The sequence below is a fragment of the Yersinia nurmii genome, assembly GCF_001112925.1.
GTDB lineage: Bacteria > Pseudomonadota > Gammaproteobacteria > Enterobacterales > Enterobacteriaceae > Yersinia > Yersinia nurmii.
This window is the reverse complement of sequence record NZ_CPYD01000003.1, coordinates 240,605-260,136: the sequence shown is the minus strand read 5'-3', so window position 1 is coordinate 260,136 and position 19,532 is coordinate 240,605. Positions and strand designations below refer to the sequence as shown.

The following is a 19,532-nucleotide window of genomic DNA, read 5'->3' as shown; positions in this document are numbered from 1 at the left end:
GTTTAGGTCTATATAAAAATGATTTATTACACTGTGTTTTTTTATAAGGCGGGTATTTGAATGTTAACCTACCCAATAACATTTAGTTTTTTATTTTTAGCGAAGTCAATAGTAGTAAGTAATTAAAATTTAATGGTCTTAATAGGAAAATAGTCACTAATATTTATTTTTAGCTCTGATGATTTACCCAATGCATGGTTAAAATATAATTTCCCGTTTCTTCATTATAAGATCGCTCTGAAACGTTAAACCCGTGCTTACGGTAAAAGCGATAGGCTCGCTGATTTTTTTGGTAAACCTCAAGGATTAACACAGGATAACGAGCTTGCACATGTTGCATGAGAGCATGGCCAATGCCTTGACCGACGTAGTTTTGCTCAATAAACAGCGCCCCAATCAATTGCTCGTTCAATACACTAATAAATCCAACGGGGCCATTTGGTGTTTCATATATCCAGTTGCTGGCCTGAGGAATATAGGTATTGCTTACCAAATCAAGGCTTTCGTGCCAGTAGCTCTCTGGCACGAAAGGGTGAGCAGCGATGGTGCTTGGTAACCATAACTCGATCAATGCATTATGGTCTTCCGTATTCGCTTTACGAATCATTTATTGGCGTTATCCGGATGACAGAAGCAGTTGCACATGTGATCGTTCACCAAGCCTGTGGCTTGCATAAAGGCATAACAGATAGTTGAACCAATAAATTTAAAGCCTTTCTTTTTTAGCATCTTGGACATGGCATCTGACACAGGGGTGGTTGCGGGGGCTTCTGCTAGGCTCCACCAGTGATTAACTTTCGGCGTATTATCGACAAAACTCCAAATGAATTCGGAGAAATCTTCGCCGTTAGCCTCCATAGCCAGATATGCCTGAGCGTTGGTAATAATGGCCTGAATCTTCCCACGATGGCGAATAATGCCACTGTCTTGCACTAATACTTCCACCTGTTCCGGCCCCATTTGGGCGACTAAGTGAGGATCGAAATTATGGAAAGCTTTTCGGTAATTTTCGCGCTTTTTTAAAACGGTAATCCAAGATAAACCGGCTTGTTGTCCTTCCAGACAGATCATCTCAAACAGCGCCTGACTGTTTCGCTGAGGAATTCCCCATTCCTTGTCGTGATAGGCAAGATATAACGGATCGGCAGTGACCCAACCACAGCGTTCTAAAGCCATCTTACTGTTTCCTCTATGAGATGCTCGGCAGGAGGATAATCGCCGTTCGGTGGCTGATAAGCAACCTACTCATTTTATATTTGGGCAGAAACTTGACGCAGATAACTGTTGGTTAATAATTAATCAATTGCAGCATTAAATACCATTATTGTTGCAATGTATAATTATATAGGAGCGTATATTATGTTATCTAAGAGAATTATTCTGAAGATGTCGTCAGTGTGTACCTTTGGGCTGGGGTTACTCCTCGGTTGTTCTCATACTCTTGCCGCTTACCCCTTGGGTGAAGGGGCATTTTCATGTGATACCTCCCCATATCTGTGCGATGACCAAAAATCGGATCATTGCTTTATCGAGCAGGGTGCCTGGGAACCGATCCTTGCTCCTCCGATAGGGCGCCGCCGTGACCAGAATACCGATTCGGTCGCGTGGTCACCATTGGCATGGCACTGCTGGATTGCTGATTAAAATAAGGGGCTGGCGGTGAAAGAGCTTGTCGTTATTAACAGTTTCAGGCCGTATCTTACCGGTACTTATTACCGCTCGGTTTATATCAGTGGATACGGTTCTGACCGTGCTATTTCCGCAGGCGACTCATAGATTGATTCAATTAGTTCATCGGAATTCTATTATTTTACCTAAGGCTCTCGCCGGTTATTTCCGGTTTAATACGTTATTTCACGCCCTTTATCTGGATATTTAATCAACAAATCCCCTCTGATTTACACATCTCGCCGGATTCTGGCTGTATATCTTACGGTCAGCGGGTATACTGATTCATTCCATTTTATCCACTTGTATCGCGTGCGAATCCAACATGCAAAAGTTTGATACCAAGACCTTTCAGGGCCTGATCCTGACGTTACAGGAATATTGGGCGCGCCAAGGCTGCACCATTGTTCAACCATTGGACATGGAAGTCGGCGCGGGTACCTCCCACCCAATGACCTGCTTGCGGGCGCTTGGCCCAGAGCCAATCGCTGCTGCCTATGTGCAGCCTTCCCGCCGTCCGACCGATGGTCGCTACGGCGAGAACCCTAACAGGCTGCAACATTATTACCAGTTCCAGGTGATCATTAAGCCTTCACCAGACAACATTCAGGAGCTGTATTTGGGTTCCTTGAAAGAGTTGGGTCTGGATCCGACCATTCACGATATTCGCTTCGTCGAAGATAACTGGGAAAACCCAACGCTGGGTGCCTGGGGTCTGGGCTGGGAAGTGTGGCTGAATGGTATGGAAGTCACCCAGTTTACTTACTTCCAGCAAGTCGGTGGACTGGAGTGCAAACCAGTTACGGGTGAAATCACTTACGGCCTAGAGCGTCTGGCGATGTATATCCAGGGCGTGGACAGCGTATACGATCTGGTCTGGTGTGATGGCCCATTGGGTAAAACCACCTACGGCGATATTTATCATCAGAATGAAGTTGAGCAATCAACCTATAACTTCGAATACGCCGATGTGGATTTCCTGTTCTCCTGCTTCGAGCAGTATGAGAAAGAAGCCCAGTCATTGCTGGCGCTGGAAAATCCGCTGCCGTTGCCGGCCTACGAACGCATTTTGAAAGCAGGTCACACCTTTAACCTGCTGGACGCACGTAAAGCGATCTCTGTGACCGAGCGTCAACGCTATATTCTGCGCATCCGTACGCTGACCAAAGCTGTCGCCGAGGCGTACTACGCTTCCCGCGAAGCCCTTGGCTTCCCTATGTGCAAAAAGAATCAGAACTAAGAGGCTGTCATGACTCAACAGACTTTCCTGGTGGAAATCGGCACGGAAGAATTGCCGCCGAAGGCTCTTCGTTCCCTAGCAGAATCTTTTGCTGCCAACCTGACCGCCGAGCTGGATAACGCCAATTTATCTCACGGTGACGTCAGCTGGTTTGCTGCTCCTCGCCGTTTAGCGGTTAAAGTAGCCAATCTGAGCGCGGCTCAGGCCGATCGTGAAGTTGAAAAACGTGGCCCTGCCATTTCTCAGGCGTTCGATGCCGAAGGCAAGCCAACCAAGGCTGCCGAAGGTTGGGCGCGCGGTTGTGGTATTACCGTGGATCAGGCCGAGCGTCTGGCTACGGATAAAGGCGAATGGCTGCTGTATCGCGCCCACGTTAAAGGCCAGTCGGCACAATTGTTGCTGACCGCTATGGTTAATACCGCGCTGAGCAAACTGCCGATTCCTAAATTGATGCGTTGGGGTGATAAAGAAACCCAATTCGTTCGTCCAGTGCATACCGTGACCCTGTTGCTGGGTAGTGAGCTGATCCCTGGTACCGTGTTAGGCATTGATTCTGATCGCGTGATTCGCGGCCACCGCTTTATGGGTGAAGCCGAATTCACCATCGATAATGCCGATCAGTATCCGCAGATCCTGCTGGAGCGCGGCAAAGTTATCGCTGACTATGAATTGCGTAAATCCATTATCAAACGTGATGCCGAGCTGGCTGCGCAGAAGATTGGCGGCGTTGCCGATCTGAGTGAAAGCCTGCTGGAAGAAGTGGCTTCGCTGGTTGAATGGCCTGTCGTGCTGACGGCGAAGTTTGAAGAGAAATTCCTCGCTGTTCCTGCGGAAGCGCTGGTTTACACCATGAAAGGGGATCAGAAGTACTTCCCGGTGTACGACGCTGCGGGCAAATTGCTGCCTAACTTCATCTTCGTTGCCAATATAGAATCTAAAGATCCACAGCAAATCATCTCCGGTAACGAAAAGGTGGTTCGCCCACGTTTGGCTGACGCCGAGTTCTTCTTCAAGACTGACCGTAAACAGCGTCTGGAAGATAATCTGCCGCGTCTGGAAACCGTGCTGTTCCAACAGCAGTTGGGGACGCTGCGTGATAAAACCGACCGTATTCAGGCTCTGGCCGGTTGGGTAGCAGAACAAATTGGTGCGGACGTTAACCACGCTACGCGCGCTGGCCTGCTTTCCAAGTGTGATTTGATGACCAACATGGTATTCGAATTCACAGATACCCAAGGCGTGATGGGAATGCACTATGCCCGCCACGATGGCGAGGCTGAAGACGTTGCCGTTGCGTTAAACGAACAGTATCAACCGCGCTTTGCTGGTGACGATCTGCCGTCTAACCCGGTCGCTTGTGCGCTGGCGATAGCCGACAAGATGGACACGCTGGCAGGTATCTTTGGTATTGGCCAGCATCCAAAAGGCGATAAAGATCCGTTTGCGCTGCGCCGTGCTTCACTGGGCGTACTGCGTATTATCGTTGAGAAGAACCTGCCGCTGGATCTGCAAACCCTGACCGAAGAAGCGGTGCGCCTGTATGGCAACAAGCTGACTAACGGCAAAGTTGTTGATGAAGTGGTTGAATTCATGCTGGGCCGTTTCCGCGCTTGGTATCAGGAAGAAGGTCATAGCGTTGATACTATTCAGGCGGTGTTGGCTCGTCGTCCGACTAAACCGGCAGATTTTGATGCGCGGGTGAAAGCGGTGAGCCATTTCCGTACTCTGGAAGCGGCAGCGGCGCTGGCTGCGGCCAATAAACGCGTATCGAATATTCTGGCGAAATCTAGTGATAAGCTGAACGATCGCGTGAACGCTGCAGTACTGAAAGAAACCGCAGAGTTGCAGCTGGCAACGCATCTGGTGGTGCTGCGCGATCAGCTGGAACCGCTGTTTGCCGAAGGCCGTTATCAGGAAGCTTTAGTCGAACTGGCTGCGTTACGTGAAAACGTCGATGCCTTCTTCGATAACGTGATGGTTATGGCCGAAGACGATGCTGTACGTATCAACCGTCTGACCTTGTTGAGTAAACTGCGTGAGCTGTTCTTGCAGGTAGCGGATATTTCGCTGCTACAGTAACGGTCCTGCGGTCAAAGCAAAGGGGGAGAAAACCTCTCCCTTTGCGCTATTCTTATTGATTCAGGGATGGGTAATAAGAACGGACACTAGTGAAAATAAACGTTTATTACAGGAGTAATTCCACATGGCTTTTGCACTGAATACGACAAGGTATTCTCGTTGGTTAACGTCAATTTTGGCGCTGTTTATGGTGTTCCAGCTCACGGCATGTGGCGATAAAGAGCCAGAGCAACGCAAGGCTTTCATCGACTATTTGCAAAATACCGTCATGCGTAGCGGGATGAAACTGCCAACGCTGAGCGAAGATCAAAAGCAGAAATTCGGCAACTATGCCGGTGATTACGCGATTTTAGTGACCTTTTCGCAGCAGTTAAATAAATCAATCGAAGCGGGTTTTACACCAGCCGTCACTCAGATTGATGAAATTCGCGTGGCGCAGGATTACGTGAATAAACGTGCTGCGCTACAGCAAGCGGCAGGCACGCTCAATTTATTGACCCAACAAATTCAAACTGCCAAGCATCAGGCCGATACCGCTCATGCGGCGTTGAAACAGCCGGATGATCTGAAGGCGGTTTACAATCAGGTTTACGACAAATTGGTGACTCAGCCATCTGCCGCACTGATTCCTGCTATTCCGACCGTTGCTGCCTTCGTGCAGGATTTGGTACAAGTGGGTGATTTCCTGCAACAGCAGGGCGCACAGGTGACCTTTAATAACGGTGGCGTGCAGTTCCCGACTCAGGCTCAGGCCGTACAGTACAACACCATGATGACCAATCTGGTGGCTAAGTATCCGGCGATGGCGGCCGCGAAGAAAAGCGTTCAGGCTGCTCTGGAATAATCAGTTTAGTGCATGTCAGGCCATGACGATGGTGGCCTGACAGAATTTACTCCGCTTGGTATAACGCCTTTCCCTTTGTGCTTCTCCACTTTCCCTTCCTCTCCTCCCTTGGCTTTTTGCACCAGATCCTGACTTCCCTTATATGCAGCTAAAAAGACAATGAAACCATAATGGTGTCGGTATATGTACCGGCTTGCGGTGTGGTTTGGTCTGGTAAAATCTTTGCCGTATAGGCAAAATTACGCGTCAGTAAATCGCTGCTAATACCGGTGGAGGTCGTGCTGGACCAACTTTGACCAGCCGTTAGGCTGCCCCAACGGGTACTGGTTGCGCCCTGATAAATGTCGTAAGCGATAGAATAGGTTCCATCCGACATATAGCGCACATTGCTCACTGCGTGCTGCCCATTATCCAGACTGACGGTATAAATACTGCCCTTGGTACAGGTTACGTTGATAGCCTGGTTACTGACGGAGGCAAAGCTGCTGAGCAAGGGCTGAGTGCCAAAACTGACGGGCGGCGCGGTGATCGTAGTGCAGTCGTTAGTGACGATGAGGGTCACAGTGACCGGGACTATGGGTTGCCCATTGGTATTCCCTGATGTACCCAGACAGACTAGCGTGGTGCAGATTGAGTAGTTGGTTTTGATTCCCAACGTGGTTGTATAAGTTCCCGCCGCTACGTTTGAGCCGATCACCGTTTGTATATAAATTGGTAGAGTGAATTGTTTTTGAGTCAAAGATAGATTGATCAGGCTGGCACCGCCAAAAGTGACGCTAGCGCCATTTAACGGCAGCGGAGAAGCGCAGGTTGTCGCTGTAGGAACGGCTGCGCAGACCGTTACCGGAATGGTATCGGTTCCACCGGCGGTCATTGCAGCATTGGTTCCGTTAACGGCGGTGGAGCTAACCAGCGATAAGGTGATGGAGTCTTGAGTGAGCAAACCTATGCTCAGAGCTGCGCAGGTTACTGTAACTGAACCCGAGGTATTACTTTCCGTGGTATTGACGGCAAAAGAGGTGGCGGTACCGAAGGAACCGTTGGTAGACGTCGTGCTACAGGCCGCCTGAGCGCTTTGGATTCCGCCCACCAGTGAGCCGATAGTAAGAACTGCGAGGCCAATGATTTTTTTCATTTAATTCACCTGAGCCGGAATAAGTGGACAGACTATCGGGCTTTTGAGTATGACCGGCTGAGGTGCCGAAGCGTCAAAAGGCACTGTGATTTGGCACTGACGACCGTCTGGGGTGATGATTTTCAAACTATTGCTGGCATCGAGAGCTTCCAGATATACGATGCCATCCCAGCCGACATAAGTGAGCGTTTGATTATTTTTCAACACGCGACTGGACACTGGCAGGCTTTTCCCCTGTTGGTCAACGGCGACAAAACTGAGCGAGTTTGACTTTTTAATGTCGAAATTAATCATATAGCCGCTGTTTCGCTGCACAGAAAGCCGTTTTTCTGTATTGGAAATTTGGACACCCGCCGGGAGGTCGGTGGTATCAATATCGTATTTAGCCGGGTAATAAGACGTGACTCTTGGCACCAAAAGATGGCCGCCGCTATCGGTCACGCCAATCAGTTGGTTTTCATATCGCACTCTCACATTGGGATAATTATTGGTGTTGACCAATACAAAAGCGTCGCTGATTCGGTTGGTAGCAAACAACGATTTATCCATTAATACTAACGAGCCGCTCAAATCTGCCCATTGGGTGTAATCTCCGGTATTTCCATAGGCGCCAATGCTGGATTCAAAGCTGGCGTTGCGCCAGTTCAAGCTGGCCTGCTGATAATTTTTCTGATTGGATTGATGGGCGTAGGCCAGATCCCAGCTCAGGCCGCCATCGCTAGGCATTCCGCGGCTGTAGCTCACCTGCTGACGAGCTTGTCCATCAATACTACGCTGGCTGGAAATACTGGTATTGGATAATGCACCAAATGGAATGACCAGCGAAACTGCGCCGGACCAACCGCTAGCGCCAATATCTCGCGTGGCTGAAATATAAAGATTGCTACCGGAGAAAAGCGTGCGGCTCCATGAGAGATTCAACAATCGCGTCCGCTCGTCATTTCTTCCGCTGACGTCAATGTAGGCGGCGCCCAGATTGCCGAATTCATTCAGCATAATACTGGCAGAGTATTGTGCGCTGCGGCGGCTAAGGGAATAAACCGCGCCGTTATTATTGCTGCCGCTGTTGGTACTGTTGGCGTCCTGATTATCGTAAATTGCCAAATTACCGAAAGTATCGCTGCGATATGTCTGCTGAGTCCCTAAATTGAAAAGGCCGGTATTATATTGATAACCCAAACTTATCTGATCGCCATTCTGGCCACGCATTTGGCTCTGGCTGTAAGACGCGTTAACGACGCCGAGATTCCCAAGTTTAAACACGCTGCCTACGCCACCCAAAGCGAGTGATTCCGCGCCTTCGGCGTGGCTCTCCAGAGTAAGATAGTTGGTTACGCCATAGCGATAAGAGCCACTGACAGCGGCAGGGCCATAATTAAAGCTATCCACCCCATAACCACGACGTATGGCTCCGGTAGAAAATGCGTAATCGGATAAGCCCGGTTTGAGCAAGGTACTGGCGACATAAAATGGCAAAGAGACCGAAACTTGTCGCCCCAGCGCGTCATTGGTGATGACCGTCGCTTCTCCCGCACCGTTGATAAAAGGCACGTTGGTCAGAGTAAAAGGGCCAGGGCGAACGTTATTGCTGCTGGTCATATTGCCGTTGATAAATAAATCAACGGATGTGGGGACGACCGCCTGACCGGAAAACTGCGGTAATGGGAAGGTAATGATATCGGGGCGAATAGAAAAATCTCGGGAAACGCTGAGCCCACCTACGCGGATACTGTTGCTCCAGGTAAGCGAATCTGTGATCAAATCCCCTGCTTGCCAGCGAACGGCATTGGTTTCATCGAAGTGGGAAAACCGGGTGTCGTAGCGCAGGTAGCCGCCGTTATTATCGATAGATTCACCGGCCAGCGTCTGCTTTATCACCCCAGAATTAGACAGGTAGCCTTGAGTACCGAACAGGCGTTGTTCACTCCATGCCGCCAACTGGCTATTACCTTCGTAGCGGGAGGCATAAATATCGTAATTGAATAACGCCCCAGCGCTGCTAACTGCCTGATATTTTGGGTTTCCCATGTTATTCGATAGCGTCTGATTAGGTAGCCAATTGGTGGGGATGTCGAGCAGCAGGCGTTGGTTTTCGCTGTCATATTTTAGTTTAATATTCGGATTGGCACTGATATCAGTCGTTGGGAATGTCAGGTGCTCGGCGACAATTCCAGCCTGCTCCAGATCCTTTCCCTGTACCAAATAATGCCCACGCCGAAACTCAACCGGTACGACTTGCCCCGTTGCATATTGATTAATAACAAGTTCCAGTTGATATTGAATCGCCTGATCGGCCGATAGCGCACTCGGCGGCGGTGGCAGCTCGGACATCACTTCATCTGCCTGCGATTCAGTATAAATACCAGAAAAACCTGTCGTAATGATAACCAGCCCCCAAAATGGAGAATGACGGTAGTTTTTCATCGGTATGCGGTCTGATCGTCCCTATTAAATTACTTCATGCTGAGTTTGACATTTTTTTGATTATTGACTTGCATGGTCAGCGAACTGGCGGAACTCACGCTGACAGGCCAGCGTTGGCTGGAGTTCGCCAGAACATAGCCTAATAGTCCGTCGGCTACCTGATGATTTTGGCCGCCTTGCTGAAGTTTCACATCGCTCAGACGCGCGTGAATTGCACCGCTATTGGTGACTTCCAGCATTTTTTTTCCCTGTAGCTCTACCAATTGCCAGCTCAGTTGTGGCTGATGGGTATTTTTGACTGCGACCGTATTGTCGTAATCCAATCCATCACCGTAGACGAAGAGTGGAATGGAGTAACGCATCTGAAAATTGACGCCTGCGCCTTCCTGCGCTTTGGCAGAAAGCGTTGGAGTAGGGATTTCATCAATCAAAATGCGGTAGGCCTGCTCTTGTCCTGCAGTAGGATTCACCTGTTTGATTAAACGAATTAACTGCTTTTTACCGGCTTCAATACGAATAATTGGCGGGCTGGCAATGACGTTTTGTTGATTGAGATACCCTTCTTTCCCCGCCGTTTGCTGCCAACCCAGAATACGAACCTGCATCATAGTGGCTTGATCGCCTTTATTTTCAACCCATAGGCTAGAGGCCTTTTGATCGGCGGGAATGACTGGGTCGATAGGCCAAATCAACACATTATTGGTTGCGAAACTATTGAAGGAAAACCCGGTTAAAATTAATAAAACAAATGGTTTATAACCGTTATTAGCGAGATCGTTTATTTTTTTCATTGTATTTATCACCAGGTTAAAGTCACTGTTAAGGTGTCCGTATAAAGCCCTGAATAGTTATTTCCATTCAGAGTTAACAGCCCATAAATTGGCAAAGTAATATTATTCGCATTGCTAAAGCTGACGGCGACGTTGCTATTGATCGGAATAGCCGCATTGGTTGTGCTGTTATAAAGCGAATAGGGCACTAAATAGGATTGTCCGCTGACTTTAAGATTACGGGTCGAGGTGTAATTAGCTCCACCGTTAATACTCATATTGAGAAGGGTATTAGGCGTGCAGGCGAGAGTAATCGTCGAGCTTTGCGTGTAAGTACCGTTGACCTGAGCGGTGGACGTGCCCGGATAAGTTCCGAAATTAATCTGCCCAAATACGCCGGTATTAGTGCCGCTGATCAGGCAGCCATTGGCAATAATTGCCCCGACCTGAAAGGATTGTGTCGGCAATGCCAATACAGGGAAGACCAAAAATACTAAGATTGCCGGGCTATGATAGATAAAAAATGCAAAACCCCATTTTCTATGGCACATAGCCTCTCCATTCCCCCAGATGTTAATAAGTTACCTGTACGCCGATAGTATCGGTGTAAATATCTGGGTAAATGTCAGTGCCGCCGGTTACGCCGGTTATGTTACCGAAGAAGGTATACAGGTTGCCGTAGGTGGCATCGCCGGTGGTGGTTGGCGTTACCGTGGTGGCGTTGACAATCGGTGTGGTAAAAGTATTCGAAGTATAAAGACCATAGGCAATCGCCTGAGTCGTGTTGGTGGTACCGACCAAATAGCGCGGGCCGGTAGACGGCACAGTGCCGTGTATGTTGGCCGGAGCCGCATTACTGCCGGTAATCGTCAGCACTGGGGTGATACCAGGGGAGCATTTCACGCTGATGGCGCTGCTTCCCGTACCTGAAGCTCCCGAAAGGGTTGCCGAGCCGCCGGTAAATCCGGTGGTGGTGAATGAACCAAAGCTCAATGTACCTAATGCCAAGCCGCTGGTAGCTGCACTGTTGTTAACTAAACAGCCGTTAGTCAGCGTTAATGTGGCACTAATGCTGCCCGTTGTAGTTGCCGCCAGAGCCGAATTGAGAATAATCATAGGTATACCGACGCCACAGATAAGATAATATTTTTTCATCATTTACCCTTAAATTAGCTGGCCAGATCTATTTTTATAAAAATGAAATCTTACTGCTTAATCGGTTGTTCTTTATGATTAAACCCTAGGTTAGCCTTGGGTAAATTTCAAGTTCACCCAATGTAAAAGTGACAGTCTTACTAATTAATTATCAATTTTAGAACCGCTGGCTCTAGAGTGTTAAATTAGGAATTTCTTTAATTATATTTTTATTGATAGATTTCAATTGATTAATATCATTTAACTCAATCTTCTATTTGACTAATTCACGTTTAAATATATCCCCTCTTGCGAAACGGCTTAATAAGCCGAGCGTCCCTCAAGCAACCGCTCTAATTCCTTTTTGGATGGAAAATTTATTGTGATAAATATCACATTTCTAAAACAAAGTAGACGATAAAAAAGGTGATCATCATCACATTTAATTCATGATGTGATGAATAATTGCACTAATTTCACTTTGATGATTGGAATAAATGTGATCAATATCACTAATTAACCCACAGTTAGGGGGTGGTTGTGGTGATCTGAATCACAAAATTTTCGCGGATTACGCCCTCGTTACAGCCCATGCTAGAGTTTAATTTGCATACAGCAATTCGGCGGATTTCGCAGTGCCGCCTTAATAATTATCTCGCGCTCTTATTGCTAGCGCGTACCAATAGGGGTGTTTTTATGCTTTCACCAGACATTAAGGTTAAAGTGCAAAACTTTGGCCGATTCCTAAGTAATATGGTCATGCCAAATATTGGCGCATTTATCGCTTGGGGTATTATTACCGCTTTATTTATTCCAACTGGCTGGCTGCCAAATGAAACTTTAGCCAAGCTCGTTGGCCCAATGATTACCTATTTATTGCCGTTGCTAATCGGTTATACCGGTGGTCGTTTAGTCGGTGGCGAACGTGGTGGCGTCGTCGGCGCTATTACCACCATGGGGGTAATCGTCGGTGCGGATATGCCGATGTTCCTCGGCGCGATGATCGTTGGTCCGTTGGGCGGCTGGGCGATCAAGCGCTTTGACCGTTGGGTTGACGGTAAAATCAAAAGCGGTTTTGAGATGTTGGTTAACAACTTCTCTGCCGGCATTCTCGGGATGCTGCTCGCTATTCTGGCCTTTATGGCGATCGGCCCACTGGTCGAAATCCTGTCCAAAATGCTGGCTGCTGGCGTGCATGTTATGGTTAAAAACAACCTGCTGCCGTTGGCTTCAATCTTCGTCGAACCGGCGAAAATCCTGTTCCTAAACAACGCTATCAACCACGGTATTTTCTCTCCGCTGGGTATCCAGCAGGCGACTGAAACCGGCAAATCAATCTTCTTCCTGATTGAAGCCAACCCAGGCCCAGGTTTGGGCGTGCTGATGGCCTATATGTTCTTTGGTAAAGGCAATGCTAAGCAATCTGCTGGCGGCGCAGCCATCATCCACTTCTTCGGCGGTATTCACGAAATTTATTTCCCGTATGTATTGATGAATCCACGCCTGTTGTTGGCGGTGATTTTGGGCGGTATGACCGGCGTGTTCACGTTGACTTTGCTGAACGGCGGTCTGGTTTCTCCTGCTTCTCCAGGCTCTATTCTGGCCGTATTGGCAATGACGCCTAAGGGTGCTTACTTCGCTAACATTGCGGCGGTTGCCGCTGCTTTTGCTGTCTCTTTCGTGGTCTCAGCCATCTTGCTGAAAAACAGCAAAGTTAAAGATGATGAAGACAATCTGGAAGAAGCGACTCGCCGCATGCAGAACATGAAGCAACAGTCCAAAGGCGTTCAGGCGGCTAACGCTGCTGCTGCCGCGGGCGATCTGACTACCGTGCGCAAAATCATTGTGGCTTGTGACGCCGGTATGGGGTCGAGCGCGATGGGGGCCGGGGTTCTGCGTAAAAAAGTACAGGATGCCGGATTAAAGCATATCTCCGTGACTAACTGTGCAATCAATAACTTGCCGGAAGATGTCGATCTGGTTATTACCCACCGAGATCTGACTGAGCGGGCAATGCGTCACGCCCCGCAGGCACAGCACATCTCGTTGACCAACTTCCTCGATAGCCAGCTGTATACCAATCTGACGACTCGTCTGCTGGAAGCCAGTAAAGAGGCGGAAAGCGCACCGCTGGTGAAGAAAGTGATCGAAACCCTGGATGACAGTTTTGAAGCTTCTGAAGAGCAACTATTCAAGCTGGGTACAGAAAACATCTTCCTGAATCTGCATGCGGCAACGAAAGAAGAGGCCATTCGCTTTGCGGGTGAGCAGTTGGTGAAGGGCGGTTATGTTGAGCCCGCATACGTTGACGCCATGCTGGAACGCGAAAAACTGACTTCCACCTATTTAGGGGAATCTATCGCGGTACCGCACGGCACCATAGAAGCCAAAGACCGCGTATTACGTACCGGTGTGGTGTTCTGCCAATACCCGAATGGCGTAAGTTTTGGCGATGAAGAGGACGAAGTTGCTCGTCTGGTCATCGGTATTGCCGCACGTAATAACGAGCATATTCAGGTCATCACCAGCCTGACCAATGCGCTGGATGATGATTCCGTCATCGCGCGCCTGAGCAAAACAGAAAGTGTGCAGGAAGTTTTAGACCTGCTCTCCGGTAAGAAATCTGCCTGAGGGCGGTGAGTGTTGTCCGGCTGCGCAGCAAATTGCGCAGCCCGAATCGGGGTCGGAATTCTCCAATGGCCCTCGTTTTCCAACGGCAAATTCAAGGTAAAAAACTATGAAAGCATTACATTTTGGCGCAGGTAACATTGGCCGCGGTTTTATTGGCAAATTATTGGCCGATGCCGGAGCTCAGGTGACCTTCGCTGACGTGAATCAGCCTTTGCTGGATGAACTGAATCGTCGTAAATCCTATCAGGTCAAAGTTGTCGGTGAGCAGGCACGCATTGAAGAAGTGAAAAACGTCAGCGCGGTACACAGCGGTAGCCCGGAAGTTGTGGCGCTAATTGCTGAGGCCGACATTGTCACCACTGCCGTTGGGCCGCAGGTTTTGGCAAAAATTGCCGGTATCGTGGCGCAGGGATTGGTTGCCCGTCATCAGGCCGGTAATAATCAGCCACTGAATATTATCGCTTGTGAAAATATGGTGCGCGGGACCAGCCAGTTCAAACAGCATGTTTTGGCTACGTTGCCGGAAGATGAAAAGACCTGGGTGGAAGAACACGTCGGTTTTGTCGATTCAGCCGTAGACCGAATCGTGCCTCCTTCCGCCGAAGGCAGCACCGATCCGTTGGCGGTGACGGTAGAAACTTTCAGCGAGTGGATTGTCGATCAAACCCAGTTTAAAGGCCAGCCGCCGCAAATCGCCGGCATGGAACTGACCGATAATCTGATGGCGTTTGTGGAGCGAAAACTGTTCACTTTGAATACCGGACACGCCATTGCCGCTTATCTGGGGCAGCTGTCTGGCCTACAGACCATTCGCGATGCCATTCTTGACGCCGAAATTCGTCAGGTTGTGAAAGGGGCAATGGAAGAGAGCGGCGCAGTGCTGATCAAGCGCTATGGCTTTGACCCTGAAAAACACGCTGCCTATATCAATAAAATCCTATCGCGCTTTGAAAACCCTTACCTGCACGATGACGTTGAGCGAGTGGGCCGTCAGCCGTTACGTAAGCTAGGCGCGGGCGATCGTTTGATTAAACCGTTATTGGGCACGCTGGAATACCATCTGCCCCACGATAATCTGGTGAAAGGCATTGCCGCCGCCATGAGCTATCGCAGTGATCAGGACCCGCAGGCGCAGGAATGGGTCGAGTTACTGGATAAAATAGGCGCAAAAGCTGCACTGGCGCAAGTTTCTGGCCTGCCTGCGAATAGCGAGGTTGTCGAACAGGCGGTGAATGTGTATAACGCCATGCAGGAAAACCTGGCGCGTTAAGCTGGCAAAAGCGGCTCACGACGGGATATGCCAACGGATTTGCCCTCCCGACCTGCGTCGGGAGATAAATACCGCGTCAGTAATCACGGAAGTTTGTTAATGATGATAAGAGCAGTGGGACGCGTCTTTCTGCTCTAAATATCGGCTTAACAACAGGGTATTTATCTCAGTGAGTGGTGTATAACCCAGTAGGGTTTGCATTATCGCGGGGCTTCTGCCGCGTGAATGCGAGGGGGAAAAAAGTCCGCAGGATGGCCATTAACCAACCACTGTAGTAGATAACAGATGATTGAAAAAGCACAGGCATTTGAAAATAGGGTTCTGGAACAGCTTAACGCCGGTAAAACCGTTCGAAGTTTCCTTATCGCCGCCGTCGATCTACTGGCCGAAGCCTTAAACATTTTAGTGGTGCAGGTTTTCCGAAAGGACGACTATGCGGTGAAGTATGCCGTGGAACCGCTATTAATTGTTGACGGCCCCTTGGGCGAATTATCTGTGCGTTTGAAACTGGTTTATGCCTTGGGCGTGATTTCCCGCCATGAATATGAAGATGCCGAACTCTTAATGGCTCTGCGTGAAGAGATGAACCACGACGGCGCGGAATATCGTTTCACCGACGATGAGATTCTCGGCCCCTTTGGGGAGTTGCACTGTGTTACCGCGTTACCGCCCGTTCCCACATTTCTCACACCAGAAGAGGCCGAACCTTCTCTTATTGCTATGCAGCACCAACGCTATCAGCAGGTTTTGCGTTCAACGATGGTATTGTCGATTACCGAGTTCATTTCCCGTATCAGCTTAAAAAAAGTGTCTAAACTGTCGCCGATTCTGCCTTCCTAAATTTTTATTGGTAGACCGCCATCCATTCATCGACTAATAGCCACAGGGCGGTCGTTGCCATCAGTCCTGCCATTAATCCGTTAAATAACCGCAATTTCCAATTCACCGTTAACGCATGACGCAACCTATCCCCCATGATTGCCCAGACGCCCACGCACGGCAAATTGAGTAAGGCAAATCCGGTCACCAGTAGCAGCGTGTGGCTGAGCATTTCTCCGGGACGAGGGGTAAATAAAATCGCGACATTGATGCTCATCAGCCAGGCTTTGGGATTGATGGCCTGAAACAGTGAGGCCTGAATAAAACTCATTGGCTGCTGTTTTTCCTTGCTTCCCGGCGCGCCAGACATATAAATCTTCCACGATAGCCAAAGTAAATAGGCACATCCTATTGTCACCAACGGCAGGCGAATCACCGTGGCCCAGCTCAGTACCAATGCCAATAGCGTTGTGGTCAGCGCGCATTGAAAGGCGCTGCCAAAGGTCACTCCTAACATCATCGGTACGGTTTTTCGCAGGCCGAAATTGACGCCGGATGCAGCCAGCAGCAGATTATTCGGACCGGGCGTGATGGACATAACGGTGACATAACTGATAAATGCGCTATCCAACATGGGTATTCCTCAGTGAAATAAAACAAAGGAATTAGCATAACCAGCAATGGGCAGTGGCGGCAGAACCAGAAGTTCTCTATTCTGATGGGTACAGTAAAGAAAACTATAAACTGTACCCATCGGAACAGCGGAGAATTGTCACCATGTCTACTATTACTAATGAAATCCGCTATTTACAACTTGCAGATGGGTTAACCAAAGCGATAAATAATGGCAGTTTATCTGCGGGAAGCCGCTTGCCGTCGGTGCGAAGCTGCGCCCAGAGCCATCAGGTCAGCATTAATACCGTGGTGGCCGCCTATCGTACGTTGGAAGATCGTGGCCTGATTGAGGCACGTCCGCAGTCCGGTTTCTATGTTTGCACTCCCTCCAGTGCGTTGGTGCCAACGGCTTCGGCTAGTAAACCGGTGGACGAGGTGCTGGATTTGATAGAAACGGTGTTTGCCGCTCAGTCCAACCCAATTTTTACAAATATTTCATTGGCTTGCCCACAAACGTCTGATTTTTATCCCAGCGCCAAGCTGGGGCGAGTGATGGCTTCTTTGCTGCGCCGCCAGCCGGATTTAATCAGCAAATACGCATTACCACCCGGCAGTCATCGTTTGCGTCAGCAAATTGCTCGTCGAGGGCTAACTTTGGGTATGGTGACAAATCCTTCAGAGATAACCATTACTCACGGTTGTATGGAGGCGTTACAGCTGGCGCTGCGTGTCACCACTAAACCGGGAGACTGCGTAGGCCTGGAATCACCGACCTACTTCTATCTGATGCCATTGTTAGCTAGTTTAGGCTTGCGAACCATTGAAATTCCGACCGATCCGCAGCAAGGGTTATCGCTGGATGTGTTGGAGTTGCTGCTCCAAGAAGGGAGGCTGAATGCGGTTATTGCAATGCCGACGGTGCAGAATCCGCTAGGTTATACAATGCCTTTGGCGGCCAAAAAACGGCTGGCCAACCTGATGAACGATCATCAGGTGCCGCTGATTGAAGATGGTTTATACGCTGAAATTCAGTTTGGCAGCAGTTTGTCGCCAGCGGTGAAAGCTTTCGATCGGGATGGCTGGATACTATTCTGCTCTAGTTTTACAAAAACGCTGGCACCTGATTTTCGTATAGGCTGGATTGACGGTGGTCGTTTCTCCGAAGCTTTACACAAGCTAAAGGCCGTTTCTTCGATGGCAGAACCGGCGTTGTTATCGGAAACGCTAGCGCTATTTTTGGAATCAGGTGGCTACGATCATCACTTACGCGGATTGCGCCGCCGCTACGCGACTCAGGTGGAACAGGCGCGCATCTTAATTAATCGACATTTTCCCCTAGGAACGAAAGCGACCCGACCTGCCGGCGGCTTCGTTTTTTGGATAGAATTGCCTCCCTCGGTGGATACCGTTGCGTTGTATCATCAAATGCTGCAACAGCATATTTGCCTGACACCGGGCACGCTGTATTCACCCAGCGGGCGCTACCGTCACGCATTCCGCCTGTCATGCTGCTATCCGTTTAACGATAGTTATACTTGGGCTTTGGCGGTGGTAGGAGCGGCAGCCTGTGAGATCAGTGGATTACCCGCAGGCGTTGGCTGGTGATCTGCTGAGGTGTGGGCTGTCGAAAGAAGCGCATCCTGATACACTATAGGTGATATCCTATTTCCAACTTTAGCGAATTTTCGTGCCCATCAGTGGCATGTACGGGCCAACTTTATGAAAGAACAAGCAGAAATCAAACGTCTGAGCGACATGCTGGATGCATTGAAACACAAAGATACCGCAGTCATTCAACAGGGTAACGTTGATTTGATCGCCCAGCATATGAAAGAAAAAGAGAAACTGGCTGCTGAAATTCAGCGTTTGAAAGAGGTTCGGGTAAAAAACCTGAGCGTTCAGGCGCAGGAATTGACCAAAATGCCATTCAGCCGAGCCATCACCAAAAAAGAACAGGCCGATATGGGTTCACTGAAAAAAGTGGCTCGTGGCTTGATCGTGGTGCACCCAATGACGGCACTAGGCCGTGAAATGGGGCTGAAAGAAGTGACCGGTTACGCGAAAAAAGCGTTCTGATTTTTATACGCGGTGAAATAGAAACCGGGTTGATGGCCATGCTATCACCCGGTTTTTCTTTTGTATTAGTCAGATATCTAGATGTTTCCCGTAAAACACGTAGATCAAATCTTTAGGCTCACGCCTGACCCAACAGGCGGTGATTGAAATTCTCTATTTTGCCATGAGTCAATCGCATCACCATGGTTTTACTCCAGCTAGCAGACAGCCCAGCGGCACCAAGTAAACGGTGATATTCCTCTTCATCAAATGGCATATGGAAAGCAATGGCAATCGCCTCTGCGACCGAGATATCGCTGCAACGAGTCACTAACTCTATCGGCTGTTCGTCACTCACCTTTCCCGGTGATATCACGCGGTAAAGCCAGCCGCACAGACCCGTTTGCTGCATCAGTACCGAAAGATCCTCAATAGCGAAGTGAAAATTGAGTTTGTAGCAAGGCGAACGCGGTTGCGTAACCTGAATCAGCGCTTCTCCCCACCGGAAAATATCACCGATATAAACATTCTGTTCGGTTAAGCCTTCGGTAGAGATATTTTCGCCAAAAGCGGGCGCAGTGAAGCTATCCGCCTGTTCTGGAAATTGCTGACGCCAATGAGCATAATGTTCCCGGGGATAGTGGCACAGAGCGCGGTCAGGGCCGCCGTGAAAGCGTGTTTCAGCCTGCTCATCACCCTCTAATCCTAACGGCTTCAGCATCAGGCTGCCGTCCGTTTGGCGCTTACCAATGGCGCTGGGGCTGCTGCCGGGATAAGGCTCGATATTACCGATATAAACCTGCGGATAAACCATTAAGCTCTCCTTGTCTGCTTACGCGGGGAAGACT

18 protein-coding genes are annotated in these 19,532 nt (G+C 49.2%); 9 read left to right on the top strand and 9 right to left on the bottom strand.

Going from position 1 to position 19,532, the window contains the following annotated elements; genetic code table 11:
- Window positions 1-169 precede the first annotated feature (169 nt).
- Together AD970_RS05900 and AD970_RS05895 are read right to left on the bottom strand one after the other, a co-directional pair.
- Window positions 170-607: an N-acetyltransferase gene (locus AD970_RS05900; protein WP_049597389.1), complete on the bottom strand. Its 438-nt coding sequence runs from the start codon at window positions 605-607 to the stop codon at window positions 170-172.
- Window positions 604-1,176, bottom strand: coding sequence for a DNA-3-methyladenine glycosylase I (locus AD970_RS05895; RefSeq protein ID WP_049597388.1), 573 nt, complete (start codon window positions 1,174-1,176; stop codon window positions 604-606). Before AD970_RS05895 ends, AD970_RS05900 begins: the two co-directional genes overlap by 4 nt.
- Before the next feature lie 183 nt (window positions 1,177-1,359).
- Between AD970_RS05895 and AD970_RS19550 the strand changes: the two genes are divergently transcribed.
- The 4 genes from AD970_RS19550 (at window position 1,360) to AD970_RS05880 (ending at window position 5,831) form a co-directional block, all read left to right on the top strand.
- On the top strand, window positions 1,360-1,644 hold the full coding sequence (locus AD970_RS19550; RefSeq protein WP_157045460.1) for a hypothetical protein: 285 nt from the start codon (window positions 1,360-1,362) through the stop codon (window positions 1,642-1,644).
- 349 nt (window positions 1,645-1,993) lie between these two features.
- Window positions 1,994-2,908, top strand: coding sequence for a glycine--tRNA ligase subunit alpha (gene glyQ / locus AD970_RS05890; protein ID WP_049597387.1), 915 nt, complete (start codon window positions 1,994-1,996; stop codon window positions 2,906-2,908).
- Between the two features lie 9 nt (window positions 2,909-2,917).
- Entirely contained in the window at window positions 2,918-4,987 is a 2,070-nt protein-coding gene (glyS, locus tag AD970_RS05885) for a glycine--tRNA ligase subunit beta (RefSeq protein WP_049597386.1), read from the top strand.
- A gap of 124 nt (window positions 4,988-5,111) precedes the next feature.
- On the top strand, window positions 5,112-5,831 hold the full coding sequence (locus AD970_RS05880) for a DUF3053 domain-containing protein (RefSeq protein ID WP_049597385.1): 720 nt from the start codon (window positions 5,112-5,114) through the stop codon (window positions 5,829-5,831).
- A 148-nt stretch (window positions 5,832-5,979) separates the two neighbouring features.
- On the opposite strand, the gene AD970_RS05875 is transcribed toward AD970_RS05880, so the two are convergent.
- From AD970_RS05875 to AD970_RS05855, 5 genes are read right to left on the bottom strand one after another with little or no spacing between them, the layout of a single operon-like run.
- Window positions 5,980-6,966: a Csu type fimbrial protein gene (locus AD970_RS05875; RefSeq protein WP_049597384.1), complete on the bottom strand. Its 987-nt coding sequence runs from the start codon at window positions 6,964-6,966 to the stop codon at window positions 5,980-5,982.
- A complete protein-coding gene (locus AD970_RS05870) occupies window positions 6,967-9,390 on the bottom strand; it encodes a fimbria/pilus outer membrane usher protein (protein WP_053215261.1) in 2,424 nt (807 codons plus the stop codon).
- Between the two features lie 29 nt (window positions 9,391-9,419).
- Window positions 9,420-10,181 carry a fimbrial biogenesis chaperone gene (locus AD970_RS05865; protein WP_049597383.1) on the bottom strand — a complete coding sequence of 254 codons (762 nt, stop codon included), beginning with the start codon at window positions 10,179-10,181 and terminating at the stop codon, window positions 9,420-9,422.
- Between the two features lie 8 nt (window positions 10,182-10,189).
- Window positions 10,190-10,711, bottom strand: coding sequence for a Csu type fimbrial protein (locus AD970_RS05860; protein WP_049597382.1), 522 nt, complete (start codon window positions 10,709-10,711; stop codon window positions 10,190-10,192).
- Between the two features lie 22 nt (window positions 10,712-10,733).
- Complete coding sequence (locus AD970_RS05855) at window positions 10,734-11,276, bottom strand: spore coat protein U domain-containing protein (RefSeq protein ID WP_049597467.1); 543 nt, start codon at window positions 11,274-11,276, stop codon at window positions 10,734-10,736.
- A gap of 714 nt (window positions 11,277-11,990) precedes the next feature.
- On the opposite strand from AD970_RS05855, the gene AD970_RS05850 reads away from it, so the two are divergent.
- The 3 genes from AD970_RS05850 to AD970_RS05840 all read left to right on the top strand — a co-directional run bounded on the left by AD970_RS05850 (window position 11,991) and on the right by AD970_RS05840 (window position 16,035).
- The gene (locus AD970_RS05850; protein ID WP_049597381.1) at window positions 11,991-13,925 is read left to right on the top strand and encodes a PTS mannitol transporter subunit IICBA; all 1,935 of its coding nucleotides are present in this window, start codon (window positions 11,991-11,993) and stop codon (window positions 13,923-13,925) included.
- 106 nt (window positions 13,926-14,031) lie between these two features.
- The gene (locus AD970_RS05845; RefSeq protein ID WP_049597380.1) at window positions 14,032-15,195 is read left to right on the top strand and encodes a mannitol-1-phosphate 5-dehydrogenase; all 1,164 of its coding nucleotides are present in this window, start codon (window positions 14,032-14,034) and stop codon (window positions 15,193-15,195) included.
- 285 nt (window positions 15,196-15,480) lie between these two features.
- Entirely contained in the window at window positions 15,481-16,035 is a 555-nt protein-coding gene (locus tag AD970_RS05840; RefSeq protein WP_049597379.1) for an MltR family transcriptional regulator, read from the top strand.
- Window positions 16,036-16,039: 4 nt separating this feature from the next.
- Here the strand turns inward: AD970_RS05840 and AD970_RS05835 are convergent, their stop codons facing one another.
- Window positions 16,040-16,648 (bottom strand): LysE family translocator, encoded by a 609-nt coding sequence (locus AD970_RS05835; RefSeq protein WP_049597378.1) that lies wholly within the window; start codon window positions 16,646-16,648, stop codon window positions 16,040-16,042.
- Window positions 16,649-16,791: 143 nt separating this feature from the next.
- On the opposite strand from AD970_RS05835, the gene AD970_RS05830 reads away from it, so the two are divergent.
- Window positions 16,792-18,234: an aminotransferase-like domain-containing protein gene (locus tag AD970_RS05830; protein ID WP_049597466.1), complete on the top strand. Its 1,443-nt coding sequence runs from the start codon at window positions 16,792-16,794 to the stop codon at window positions 18,232-18,234.
- A 114-nt stretch (window positions 18,235-18,348) separates the two neighbouring features.
- On the top strand, window positions 18,349-18,705 hold the full coding sequence (locus tag AD970_RS05825) for a YibL family ribosome-associated protein (RefSeq protein WP_049597377.1): 357 nt from the start codon (window positions 18,349-18,351) through the stop codon (window positions 18,703-18,705).
- A gap of 118 nt (window positions 18,706-18,823) precedes the next feature.
- Here AD970_RS05825 and yiiM read toward each other — a convergent pair whose 3' ends face one another.
- Window positions 18,824-19,498: a 6-hydroxyaminopurine reductase gene (gene yiiM, locus AD970_RS05820; RefSeq protein WP_049597376.1), complete on the bottom strand. Its 675-nt coding sequence runs from the start codon at window positions 19,496-19,498 to the stop codon at window positions 18,824-18,826.
- Window positions 19,499-19,532: the final 34 nt, after the last annotated feature.